This is a genomic window from Azotobacter armeniacus, assembly GCF_054779355.1.
In genome coordinates, this window is record NZ_BAAGYK010000034.1 from 1 (window position 1) to 13,020 (window position 13,020).

The 13,020-nt window shown below is 60.5% G+C and carries 6 protein-coding genes; 3 read left to right on the top strand and 3 right to left on the bottom strand.

The genetic code is table 11. The features are described 5' to 3' along the window. The first annotated feature begins 89 nt into the window (after positions 1–89). Together ACYVD0_RS07815 and ACYVD0_RS07820 are read left to right on the top strand one after the other, a co-directional pair. On the top strand, positions 90–455 hold the full coding sequence (locus ACYVD0_RS07815) for a hypothetical protein (RefSeq protein ID WP_460426289.1): 366 nt from the start codon (positions 90–92) through the stop codon (positions 453–455). Between the two features lie 321 nt (positions 456–776). Then, complete coding sequence (locus ACYVD0_RS07820; RefSeq protein ID WP_460426290.1) at positions 777–1,346, top strand: host-nuclease inhibitor Gam family protein; 570 nt, start codon at positions 777–779, stop codon at positions 1,344–1,346. Between the two features lie 106 nt (positions 1,347–1,452). On the opposite strand, the gene ACYVD0_RS07825 is transcribed toward ACYVD0_RS07820, so the two are convergent. The 3 genes from ACYVD0_RS07825 to ACYVD0_RS07835 all read right to left on the bottom strand — a co-directional run bounded on the left by ACYVD0_RS07825 (position 1,453) and on the right by ACYVD0_RS07835 (position 8,274). Further along, positions 1,453–2,715, bottom strand: coding sequence for an OprD family porin (locus ACYVD0_RS07825; protein WP_460426294.1), 1,263 nt, complete (start codon positions 2,713–2,715; stop codon positions 1,453–1,455). Between the two features lie 905 nt (positions 2,716–3,620). Continuing rightward, entirely contained in the window at positions 3,621–5,327 is a 1,707-nt protein-coding gene (locus ACYVD0_RS07830; protein ID WP_460426291.1) for a tetratricopeptide repeat protein, read from the bottom strand. 529 nt (positions 5,328–5,856) lie between these two features. Then, entirely contained in the window at positions 5,857–8,274 is a 2,418-nt protein-coding gene (locus tag ACYVD0_RS07835) for a glucan 1,4-alpha-glucosidase (protein WP_460426292.1), read from the bottom strand. Positions 8,275–9,963: 1,689 nt separating this feature from the next. Between ACYVD0_RS07835 and ACYVD0_RS07840 the strand changes: the two genes are divergently transcribed. Next, positions 9,964–12,588 carry a GH32 C-terminal domain-containing protein gene (locus ACYVD0_RS07840; protein ID WP_460426293.1) on the top strand — a complete coding sequence of 875 codons (2,625 nt, stop codon included), beginning with the start codon at positions 9,964–9,966 and terminating at the stop codon, positions 12,586–12,588. Positions 12,589–13,020: the final 432 nt, after the last annotated feature.

A 13,020-nucleotide genomic window follows, 5' to 3' on the forward strand; every position in this document is an offset into this window, starting at 1 on the left:
GGCAAGAAGGGTGGCATCAAGACCCGCCGCCTGGTTGCATCCACCTCCGATACCTATCGCGCTGTACTTCTCGGACTTGGGTAGCCTTCATGCGATTGCCCTGCCATACGCTGGTCGCCAAGTACGGCACATACAAGGTGTGCAAGGTAGAGGTTATCGGCCATCTTGTGCCGCTAGTTGAGGCGTTGGCACCCTGGCTGTTCCGCTTCAAGGCAGTCATGGCCTGGGCGGGCCTGCAGCTGCAGGGCAAGGGCGGCAAGCGTTCGAACAATATGATCGTCCTGCCGGCAGAGGGACTATGCCTGGGAGCCGGAGTTTCGGCCGCAGAGCTCCGGTGCAGCGCAATCCTTCCGGAAGAAGGGCTCGCCATCCTGCGCCAGTTTGTTCAATTGATACAGCACACTCTTCCAAGGGTATTTGCTAATCGGAAGTTCGTTGGCGCAGGCGCTGCCTAATTGGCCGCGACCGACGAAGCACACATGTCATGGACTGCTGTGCGCGCGGGACCATTATTAACAAGGCCCAAAAATAAACTTACCAGTGGGCCCGGTTTTCATGGCCTCCATGAATATCTTGGTCGGTCTATTAATTAGTCTGGTTTATAGGCGGGATCAAGTGGGCGCCACCGGGGGTACCACCCAGCTGCAGAGGCATCTGCCAGCGTTGACAGTGGTCTAATTTATACAAACAAGCTGAAATTTGGTTAGATTCACAAGGTGCTTGCTTAAGAGAGGCAGAGTCGTTGGCTTGAGCATGATGCTCAAATCGAATTCAGCTTGAATTTTGCTAAAAAAATGCTGGAGACGAGAGGGGCAATCATGCCAAAAGCTACTCATGTCAAGGCCAATGCGGCTCAGTTTCCGGTCCCTCAAAGCCGTGATGAAGTGAATGAGGCGATTGCCAAGATCGGCCTGCTTCAGCGTGAGCGTGCGCGGATTCAGGCCGATATGAATGATGAGCTGGCAAAGGTAAGGCTGCGTTTTGAAGAGGCAGCCAACCCCCTCAACGAGCAAATCACAGGGTTGAGCCAGGGTGTGCATACGTGGTGTGAGGCGCATCGCCTGGAACTGACCAAAAGCGGCAAGACCAAGTTTTATGATTTCGCCGCGGGTGAAATCAAGTGGCGTATGCGTCCGCCACGGGTGTCTCTGCAAGCTATCGACAACGTATTGGAAACCCTCAAGCGCCTGGGACTGACGCGCTTCATCCGAGTGAAGGAGCAGCTGAATAAAGAAGCTATGCTCGCAGAGCCGGAAGTGGTCTCCGGCTTGGCTGGGGTGAAGATTGAACAGAGTGAAGACTTTGTCATCGTGCCCTTCGAGACCAAGCTTGAGGAGGTCGCTTGAGTAAGTCGCCGCTACTTCAGTAGCTAATCCAGACAGACGCCTGCATCACCGATGCAATGTTATTGCATCGGTGATGTCTTTCGGCGTTACGGTGCCGTTTCTCTTTTCAGAACAGCGAGATCGGATAGCTGACGATCAGCCGGTTGTCGTCGAACTTGTTGTTGCTGCCCCAGTCCCGGCGGATCGTCGAGTTCCGCCAGCGCACGCTCAAGGCCTTCAGCGGGCCGCTCTGCACCACGTAGCTCAGTTGCGTCTCGCGGTTCCATTCCTCCCCATTGGTGATGTTCCCGGTGTGCACGTTGGTGCCCTTGATGTAGCGGGTCATCAGGGTCAGGCCGGGGATGCCGAGGCCGGCGAAGTCGTAGTCATAGCGCGCCTGCCACGAGCGCTCGCGGGCGTTGTCGAAGCTGCCGTTGTAGCTGTCGTTGGCGGCGCTGCCGCCGCTGGTGCCGTTGACCCGCAGCCACTTGTCGTCGCCGGTGACCCGCTGCAGGCCGAGGTAGAAGACGTGCGGGCCGGTCTTCAGGGAGAACATGCCGGACAGCAGCTTGTTGTCCAGATCGCCGGCCTGGGCGCTGCCGTCCTCCTCGCCGTCGAAGTAGCCGATGTTGGCGCCCAGGCTCCAGTCCTTGCCCAGCGGCTGGTTGTGCACCAGCTGGAAGTAGCGCTGCTTGTAGATGTCCTCCAGCTGGCCGAACCAGGCACCGACCAGGGTGCGGTTGTCGTTGAAGCTGTATTCGGCGCCGGCGAAGCTGAAGCGGTCGGAGTCGACCCCGGGGACGCCGGAGAAGCTCAGGTCCTCCAGGCTGCCGTCGTCGCGCGGGCTGTTGCCGCGAAAGCGTCCGCCGTAGAGGGTCAGGTTCTTGATTTCCTTCGAGGTGACCATGCCGCCCTGGAAGGTCTGCGGCAGCGAGCGGCCATCGTCGGAGCGCAGGATCGGCAAAGCCGGCGACCATTCGCCGGCCTTCACCTCGGTCTTGGAGAAGCGCATCTTGCCGGCCACCGCCAGGCGGCCGAAGTTGTCGGCCGGGTCGCCGTCCTTGCCGACCGGCAGCAGCTGGGTGCCGCCGGTGCCCTTGCCGCCGTCGAGCTTGATCGACCACAGGCCGAGCACGTCGATGCCGAAGCCGATCGGGCCTTCGGTGAAGCCCGATTTCACGTCGAGGATGAAGCTCTGGGTCCATTCCTCGGCCTTGCTGCGGGTGGCGCCGTCGTCGACGAAGTTGCGGTGGATGTAGAAGTTGCGCAGGGTCAGGGTGCCCTTGGCGTCGTCGATGAAAGCGGCCTGGGCACCCGTGCTGGCGAGCGCCAGGCCGAGGGCAATGACGCGGAGATGGGGAAGCGAGAAACGAGCACTGCTTATGCACACGTTGGGACCCTTCTCTTCGGCCTGGGCGAGGAAGAAGCTTGGTTGCCTATGGAGACGGAGACGCCCGTCCTGGCTGCGCATGAGCTCGGCGCCCTGGCTGGAAAGACAGATGGAGACGGAAGGGAGGGGCATTGTCGTTATTCCTCTGAAACCGATTTCATTTTTAACCGAACGGCGCGTCGGCAGGCAGCTGGACTGCTGTCGGTTGTATGGATGGCTGGAAACGGACGATCAGACGTGTCTTAACCGAACTAGGGGTCCGCTTCCGGTCGCCCTGCAGGCAATCGAAGGCCGTTACGCCGATCGGCTCGGTGGGTTGGGCGAGGGTGAAATGCTGCTGCCCACCGGGTTTGAGCAGCGGGTGGGTGCTGCTCAGGGTGGCTATGCCGTTGGTGGCGAACAGCGCTTTGGGGGCTGGAAGTAGCGAGAAAGCGTTGCACGACTTCGCGGAAGGTGCCGGCGGTACTGCAGTACTCGGCTCTTGAGCAGGAGCTGCCGGGCGGCTTCGGCCAGCTGGCTAAGGTGAGGCGGCTGCGGGCGGGCAGGAACGGACCGTTCATGGACCTGAACCTCTTCTTGATTTTATTGTTGGGAGGGATTTCATCAGGCTGAAATCGGTTTCATAAAACCTCAAAAAACATTCCTCAGTCAAGATACGTAATCGCATGCAGTGGCATGTGCAACATCCCGCTGCCTGGCATGTTTTGCCGAAACAGAATCGCCGACTCGATAAGTCCAGTCTTCGGTAACGGCTGAACCCTGCAGAGACCAGTTGTATTCAGCCGTGCGAGCCGGACACTGCCCGCTGCCATTTGGCCGGGGCGCTGCTGGGAACAGCAGTCACCGATTCACGGCACCCGCCATGCTCCGGCGCGATCGCCAGCCTGAGTGAGGTCGCGAGAGACTCAGCGTGTCACCTCTGCCAGCTGTATGTCGGCGCCCGCCCAGATCTTGCGGAAGCGCTGCATGACGGCATCCGCCTCCGTGGTGCGGTTCTGCGCGCGCAGTACCAGAGCCAGCCCGTACAGCGACCAGCCGTTCTCCGGGAAGCGCTTCAGGTCCTCGCGAAATGCCTGCTCGGCTTCCTCGGTCCGCCCCGCCTCGAGCAGCACCAGGCCGAGCTCCTGGCGTACCGGCACCGTCCATTCGGGGGGCTCACCGTATATCAGCCGGTCCTCCAGGCGAGCGGCTTCGCGCAGATGGCTGATCGCACGCGGGAAATCCTCCTTTTCGGCGGCGATGTGGCCGGCCAGCACTTCCGTGGCGATTCCCAGCACTGCGCCCGAGGTGTTGAACTCCAGGCGCAGCGAGTCCATGCGCGGGTCCTGCGCCGTGGCGCGTAGTTGCGCCAGCTCTGCCTCGGCCCCCGGCACATCGCCGCGCGCCACCAGTGCCCGGCCCCGCGCGTAGTGCCAGAGGGCGCGAGCGTGGGGCAGGTCCTGCGGCGGGGCCGCGGCCTTGAGGATCTCGTCCCAGCGGCCGAAGCGCACCAGCATCTGCAACTGCCGGGTCTGGTGGTGTTGCAGGAAGGTCATCCCGGGCTCCCTCAGCATCGGCTGCGGAACCAGCTCAGCCATCTTCTGCGTGGCGGTCAGCGCCTGTCCGCTGCGGCCGATCATGCTCGCGGCGAAGGCCAGGAAATCGTAGTTGTGCGGATAGTAGCCGGCGACGTAGATGCCGAACGCCGGATTCTGGTCGCGGATGAAGGTTTCGTCGGCATGCACCGCGTGCTCGTTGGCCTTGATGGCATCCTCGTAGCGTCCGACGCGGATGTAGATGTGCCCGGGCATGTGCACCAGATGGCCGGCGCCGGGCATCAGCCCTGCGAGCCGTTCCGCGCATGGAACTGCACGTTCCGGCTGCGCCGCCTCGACGGCATGGATGAAGAAGTGGCACGCCCCCGGGTGATTAGGATTCGCCGTGATCACCCGCTCCAGCTGGGCCAGCAGCTCGGGCGTATCCGGCCGTGGCTTGCCGTCCTGGCTCCAGTACTGCCATGGGCTCAGATCCATGAGGGATTCCGCATAGAGGGTTGCCGCCTCCTGATCCTCCGGGTACTCGCGGACGACTTCGCGCATCGCGCGGGCATAGGCCGCATCCAGGGCGGTCCGGTCGACGGGCGGAGCCGCGGCGTAGCGCGTCGCGAGGGCGCGGATCAGCGCCTTTTCCCTGGTACTCGCCTCCTGTTCGAGCGCCTTCTGGACCGCGGTGTGCGCAGCGACCCCGGCGGCGGCGTCCATCGGTGCATTTATATTGGGACCATATGCCAGGGCGATCCCCCAATAGCACATGGCGCAGTCCGGATCCAGCCGAACGGCCTCCTCGAAGGCACGGGTTGCCTCCTGATGGTTGAACGCGTAATAGAGCCGCAACCCTTGATCGAAATAGCGCTGCGCAAGGGGTACGGCGGTCGTGATGCTGTAGTGATGATCGCCGAGGTTGTCGTACAGCGGGACCGCAGAGCGTTCGGCCTGCGTGTGGGCGGCGGCTGCAATGCCCAGCGCGAGGATCGCGCCCAGCGCAGGGAGGAAGCGGCGGTTCGGGACACGAGGCGGTTGGCGGCGGGGGAAGCTGGGAAAGGTGGGCAGAAGCCTGGTGATCCGGTTGCTCACGGTATCGCTCCCTTCCAAGCGTTCGCAACCGCTCCGCGCGATGTGGCACTGGCCGAGCGACTACTACTATTGAGTTGCCTGGTCGAATAGGTGGATTTTTCGAGGATTGTTTTTTCAGTATTCCGCTAAAGACATCAAAAAAAATATAGCGCACGGGTGAGGGCGTATCAGGTTCTGTTGACGTAAGCCCAGCGCTAGAGCCTGTCATTAACCAGTGATTTGGTTACCAATGCTCGTCTTTCCAATTGTGAGACCAGCCTTCCACGGCTTTCAGCCATGATGCGTTGGTCGATGTAAAGTGCAGCTTGAGGCGCGGATGGAGCATCACATTATCGAATGCCTGTTCGGCAAGCTGAAGTACTATCGGTGGATCGCTGTGTACCTTGAGAAGAAAGCCAGTCATTTCAAGATAAGGCTGGCTCTCGCTACTGTACTGTTTTGATTACTGAAAATAGCCACATGCTGCCGACTATATTAAAACGCCAGGCAAGCGTTGCGGCGCTTGCCTGGCGCGGTGTGTACCCTCAGGTCATTGCGCGAGTTTTTCCGGGACGATGGGGTAGTAGTCCCACACCGCCTGGTCGGTCAGCGAGCGGACCAACTTGACGTATTCGGCATGTGTCCAGGCCAGGGGAGTGGCGGAGTTCGTGCCTTCTCCCTTCACGAAGCCATGAGCGCTGTTGTCACCCACGCCATCCCAGACCTGTTCCGGCAGCATCATGCCTTCATTGGCGAACAGCTCCATGCTCTTGACGTAGGTATTTTTGAGCTGCGTCAGCTGCTCGTCGCTCAATGCGTCGCCCTCCTTCGACAACTGAGCCTTGGCGAGCGCCAGCTCGTAATGACCCCGCTCGCCGGTAAAGAACGGCCAGACCCGGCCCCGGTCTGAGCCCGGCTCAGAGGTCATCCAGTTACCGCCGGTGTTTAGATTTTCGCCGTAGCCATCGTTGCCGTAGCGACGCCAGCCGGGGAATTCGCCTACGACTCCGGGGTAGGTGAAGGTGTATTTAACCTTCAAGTGCTCGGGCAGCACTTGGCTGTCGAGCTCTCCCAGCGAATCGACGATGTGGGGATCGGTGGCGGGGCGAACGCCGTAACGCACCAGCTCCAGAAAACCGGCGTCGAGAATCTGGCTTTCCGGCAGTCCGGCGTAGCCGTTGCTGTAACTCAGGGTGCCGCCGTCATTGGGGTCATCGTTCTGGGTGATGCGCAGGTAATAGCGCCCGTCACCCAGGTCGCCCCTTACGGTAAACATGCTCGCTTCCACTTTGTCGGAGTAACCTTTTGCGGTGTTCAGGAAAGTCTGCGCCGCATTGGTATCACCCGCATGCTCGGCGATGTCGGAGGCCGCTGCCAGGCCAGCGATGATCGCTGCCGTGGTCGAGGGCGAGTAGCCCCATTGCTCTTCCCAGCGCTCATTCTGGGTCAGCGGTGGGGTGATGTTCCAATCGTTCCAGCCGAGTTTGATCTGACCTCCCGTGACCAGGAATTCCGCCGCCGGCTTCAGCATGTTCTGGTACCAGTCTGTGATCTGCTTGTCGTCCAGTATCCCGGCCTGCCACAGTTTCCAGCCCAGCATGATGGGCATGGCGGTCTGGTCGAGCTGGACCGACATCCATTCGAGCTCGCCATCGACATGGGTTTTCTGCAGGAACCATCCGGTAGCGCCCTCGTTGCCGGGGGTGTCTTCTCTGACCTGAACCTGTTTCAGGTATTCGAAGGCAACCTTCGGCGTCTGGCGGTCGCCGAGCGCCAGCAGCGCCATCGCGCACTGGTAGAAGTCACGTGGCCAGACGGCCTTGTAGCCAGTACTACTCTGCTCGGCGGAAGTCGTATCGCCCCAGGGATTGGACAGGGAGGCGATCAGCGCCCCGGCGTTGCTTTTATCTTCCTGCGCCTTGAGCACCAGGGCACTGACGTTGAGCAGCTTGCCATTATCCGTGCTCTGCGCGTACATGGCGGGTAGACCGGACAGAGAGGCCAGATAATCCTGCCAGCCGATTGCCTTTCCCTCGCCGTTGTAATGGGCCAATACCTTGTCATAGCCACGGCGGAGCGTCTTATCCGCCGCTTTATCGGCTTCTTTGCGGTTCTGCCCGAACCCGACGACCAGATCGATAGTAGTCTCGGTTCCCGTCTGGGGAATGCGTGCCAGCAGGGTGACGTTGCCCGGCTGATATCCGGTGGTGGTGTACTGGTTGTCGAGCTTGCCATCCTTCATCAAGTCGGTCAGGCCGTCGGAGGTTCCGGCAAAGCCGACGGTGGCGTTCTCCAGGGGGCTGCTCGCCTTGACCACCAGCGTCGTCTCGCCTTCCTGGGCGTACAGCGCCTGTTGGTCGACGAAGGCGGTGTCGCCGCTGCCGCTGTTGCCGACAGTCGGATCGACGTGCACGAATGCCTGGATGGCCGGATCGGTGCTGCGGAAGATGACCCGCATCATCAGGGAATTGGCGTCCGGATCGGTGAATACGTGTTTCTCGATCTCGTACAGGCCTTCCTTGTCGCGGTTGATGATCTTGTAGGCGAGCGAATTGGGGCGGCCCTCACCGTCGACCGACAGATAATGCACTTCGCTGTTGGTGTCCTTCGCTTCCAGGTCCACGAAGTCCGGCCCTTGAATAACCAGTTGCAACTCCCTGAGCTGAGCTTCATGAATCAAGCCGAACATGGTCTCGGTGACGATCCCCTGGGCCAGGGAAAACCAGACTTTCGACACGGGGCCGGTGGCCGCCGAACGGGCATATTGGCCATCGCTGTTGTACTGCTCGTAGGAGGTGCCGATACCGGTTTTTCCCGAATAGGACCAAAACGGTGCTTTCCCCGGCGCGCCCGGGGCCACGCTCTCCTCCACGCCAGTACCGGGGGCGGCACCCTGCGCGGCTTGACAGAGGCCCACAGCGCTTACCATGACGCTCAGCAGTGTTTTGCGAAACCTTATTGGCTGCATATCATTTCCTTTTTTTTTGGGATAACAACGTTGGAAGATCGCCGTCTTGCAGCCGCTCCGAGCGGGAGCCGGTTGCTTTGGATGGGGGAGGATCGTTCAGCGAGCCTCAGTCGAAGCTTCGAGCCATCGCTTCGAGGCACCGAGGCGTGCGCGCTGGCAACGCCTCCCCGATACGCAACCACGGGGAGACTTGCCGGCCCGGTATGGGTGGCCATTGCTCGATAAGTGAGGGTGTTGTTTGCGGACTTGCCGAAGCGCTGCGAAAGGAAGCCCTGTCGCCGGCCGCCTGCGTCAAGTGCATCGCAGTGCCGGTGCGGGGGGGACGGAAGCGGAAACTCTGATGCTTGAGAGTGACGTCACTGCGCAGGCGAAGCGCCTGATGAGTACAGGGTTGGCCGCAACCGGTTACCCTTGTGTTCACCAACATAGTGCAGGATAGAAGCATAGGCTAACTTCCTTGACGGCTTGGACAGCGCTACCTTTGCAACTTGAGGCTCATCGCAAAGCGAAGTCTGTCGCCATTATTTTGTTGTTTTTGTCGCTTGCCGCTAGGACCGGTCCGAAATGGCTGGGTGGCTGGATGAAGCCACGCTCAGAGACAGGCTCAGCACTATCAAGACAGCGCTAACTTAGTCTTTGGAATTCTGTTTGGCAAGTCATTTTTCTGCACCCATGGTGGCTCTGCAGGGCTCATTACAGACAAGCGATCAGCTTGGTGATTAGTGGCGCCTTGTCATGATGTTCTCTAGATCAGTAATAACATTATTTTGCCAGTACAGGCTTGCCCTATAAGTCTTAGAAACTTCTTTATATGTTGTTTGAAAAAAATAATTTTTAACAGGGAATTGCCATTGCTGAAACGTTTCTCCTATGATTGCAGGACATGGATTTTCTAAAAATAACATCCTTCCAAAGGAGGCCCGCTGGCGCGGGTGTGTGACGGCGACATGTTCCGTATCAATAGCCGTACTGGCATTTTGGGGGCTCTGTTTGATCCCCCCGAATTCTCTGCTCGTGAGCGCTCCTCTGGAGCAGGAATCGGCTGTGGGTGTCAACTTTCGCCTTTATGCGCTCGGCCTTTAGTACGGCAGAGCCAGGGGCGACAAGTGCCTTTACTGACATTCTAGGGGTGGCTTGAAATCAAACAGGCCCCAATTGCCTGTATTTCGGGTTTTGACCGATGAGTCGATTGTCAATGGAAATGATGACTTCCCGGAGTTTCGTCATGATGGATAAAACGTATTGTACTGACTCGATGCCCTTATCAGCGAAGGCCCTAGGAGAACTCTTCTCTAACCTGTTACGGCTGGCTAATGGCAAGTATTTCGGTCAGAGGACACGAATTTCTGCTAGTCAAGCAGCCGCGGTCCGTTGGCAGAAAATCGATGCCATTCGACCCAGGATGGCTGGCCCTCACACGGCTTGAGAAAAGCCGGCATCTGGCCTCGCTCAGCGAGCACTTGCACCGTTACAAGCCTGAATATAGGGTTGATGATCCGACGAGACAGAACTTCTGGCGCTGCCTTGATAAAAGTTCCCCTTGTGCAACTTCAACTTGAAGTGATTTTAAAACAATAGATATAACGAAGGCAGGTCGAATTTTCACTCTTTTATTGTAAAGGCTTGTGCATAAGCAAGCTCGTATATGCCTGGCCGCCTAAAAGCAATCCAAGCTAGGGAAAGTTCCAAATGAATAATAACAATCATGCAAGTCTGATGGTGCGTAGCGCTTCATGCTGCCGGATCTTCGATATGCGGGCCCTTGTGCTGGCAACCTCGGCGGCCAGCTTCGCCATACAGGGCGCCGCCGAGGCGGCGACGTCGGGCAATACCGCCTATCAAGAGCCCTACCGGCCCCAGTTCCACTTCAGCCCCACCGAGAACTGGATGAACGACCCGAACGGGCTCGTCTATTACGACGGCGAGTATCACCTCTTCTACCAGTACAACCCGTTCGGTGATACCTGGGGGCACATGTCCTGGGGGCATGCCGTCAGCTCTGACCTGGTGCATTGGGAACACCTGCCGGTGGCCATTCCCGAGCAGGGCGACGAAATGGTTTTTTCCGGCAGCGTGGTGGTCGACAAGCACAACACCAGCGGTTTCGGGAGCCGTCGCAACCCGGCGATGGTCGCCATCTACACCAGCGCGCGGCCGGGATCGCAAGCGCAGTCGCTTGCGTACAGCACCGACCGCGGCCGTACCTGGACCCGATACGCTGAAAATCCCGTGCTCGATATCGGCTCGGCGGAATTCCGTGATCCGAAGGTGTTCTGGTACGCACCGGAGCAGAAGTGGGTCATGGCCGTGGTCGCGGCGCTGGAACACAAGGTCAAGCTCTACAGCTCGCCCGATCTGAAGAACTGGACGCACATGAGCGACTTCGGTCCCGCCAACGCTACTGGTGGTGCCTGGGAGTGTCCCGATCTCTTTCCTCTTCCCGTCGACGGCGATTCCAGCAATATCAAGTGGGTCCTCCTGGTCAGCCTCAATCCCGGTGGGATCGCGGGCGGCTCTGGTATGCAGTACTTCGTCGGCGACTTCGACGGTACGACCTTCCGGGCAGACAACGTCCTCGGTGACTATACGCCGCCCACCGGCGAGCTCTACCAAGGCTTCGAGGAGGCCAGCGACTACGGTGAGTGGACCACGACCGGTACCGCATTCGGCTCTGGCCCGGCCTCCGGCACGATTCCGCCGCAAGGCGAGGTGACCGGGTATCTCGGCGGTGGCCTGGCCAACAGCCACCATGACGGAGATTCGGGAACGGGAACGCTGACATCGCCACCGTTTACCGTCAAAAACCCCTACCTCAACTTCCTCGTCGGCGGAGGTAGCCATCCGCACGATCCCGCGACCTTGGATCAAGGGGTACCAGCCGGCTCGGTATTCGCCGACTTCGAGGGGAACACTTACGGCAGCGGCTGGACCGCTACCGGTACATTCGCCGGCAGCGCGCCGGCGGCTGGCGCACTCGAAGGCCAGCAAGTCGTCAGCGGCTACGAGGGGCGTCAACTGGTCAACACATTCATCGGCCATGACATCGGGACCGGCGCTATCACCTCGCCCGGCTTCACCATCATGAGTGACTACATCAATTTTCTGGTCGGGGGCGGCGCTCATCCTTATCCCGGCAGTGCCAGCAATCCCCCGACAGCGGTCAACCTGGTCGTCGACGGTGAAGTGGTACGCACGGCCACCGGTCAGGACAGCGAGACCCTCAACTGGACCCACTGGGACGTCTCCGAGCTCAAGGGCAAGACGGCGCGCATCGAGATCGTCGACAATAACACCGGCGGCTGGGGGCACATCAACGCAGACCACTTCATGTTCTCCGACGAGCCGGCCTTGCCGCGCTCGACGGAGACCACGGTCAACCTGCTCGTCGATGGCGAAGTGGTCCGGTCAGCGACGGGCTCCAACAGCGGTACGCTGGACTGGGCCGCATGGGACGTCCAGGATCTCATCGGCCAGACCGCCCAGATCCAGCTTACGGACAAGAATACGGGCAGCTCGGGCTATATCCTCGCCGACCATTTCATGTTTGCGGAAGAGCCGGCGCTGTCGGTCCTGCAGCGCAGCAGCTGGGTGGATTACGGCAAGGACTTCTACGCCGCGGTCACCTTCAACAACGTGCCTGACGCGCGCCGCATCGCGATCGGCTGGATGAGCAACTGGAACTACGGCCAATCGACGCCGACGAGCCCCTGGCGCAGCGCAATGAGCGTTCCGCGCGAGTTTGCCTTGCGCACCATCGACGGCATCCCCCGGCTGGTTCAGCAACCCGTGCGGGAACTTGATCTGCTGGGAGCGGATTGGCAGACATTCAGCCATCAGCAGATTTCACCCGGCACGACCAAGCTCCCGCTACAGGGCAAGGCGCTCGAGATCAAGGCCGACCTGCTTCCCGGCGACGCGAAGCGGGTCGGGCTGAAGGTCCGTAGCGGCAACGGCGAGGAAACCGTCATCGGCTATGACGCCCAAGCCGGCGAGATCTACGTCGACCGTACGCGCTCCGGCGAGGACAGCTTCAGCGCCGACTTCCCCGGCGTCCATCGGGCGCCCTTGGTCATGCCGAATGGCAAGAGCCGGCTGTACCGGGCGCCAGTGGCCGCGCGCAACGGCAAGATCCGGCTGCATGTGCTCGTCGACTGGTCGTCGGTGGAGGTCTTCGGTGATCAGGGGCAGACCGTCATTACCGACCAGATCTTCCCGCGTGCGACGAGCGACGGCGTGCAGCTCTTCTCCGAGGGGGGCAGCGCGGAGCTCGACTCGCTGCAGGTCCGGCCACTGCGCTCGAGCTGGACGCGCTAGCGCAGCAGTGGCAGTGTCGCACCCGACCGCTTCCTCACGGGATCGTGGGGAAGTGGGCTCGATGCGGCCGCTGCCAACAACCTTGTCCCTTGATCCATGAACGGCGCGTACAGCCGTGTCCAGGATCGCGCGCTGTTCGATCAGCACGTGTTATCTGGACGCGGCCGTGCGCCGGGTCGATTGCCTGTGCTGCGGGCGGATGACCGAGGGCATCGACTGGCTGGAGCCAGGTACCCGTCTGACCCCAGGCATGCGAGGCTGCATTGGCGCAGGGTTGAGGCCATCGGCCGCACTGCCTGCAAACCCGGGTGGCGACCCTGCTGGAGACCCACAAGGAGCCGGTGGATCTGATCGCCCACCTCCAGCGCAGCTACCTGGTGTTCTGGCTGGTTGCCGTGCTTGGCGGCGTGCTGATCTATCTGGGCCTGTTCT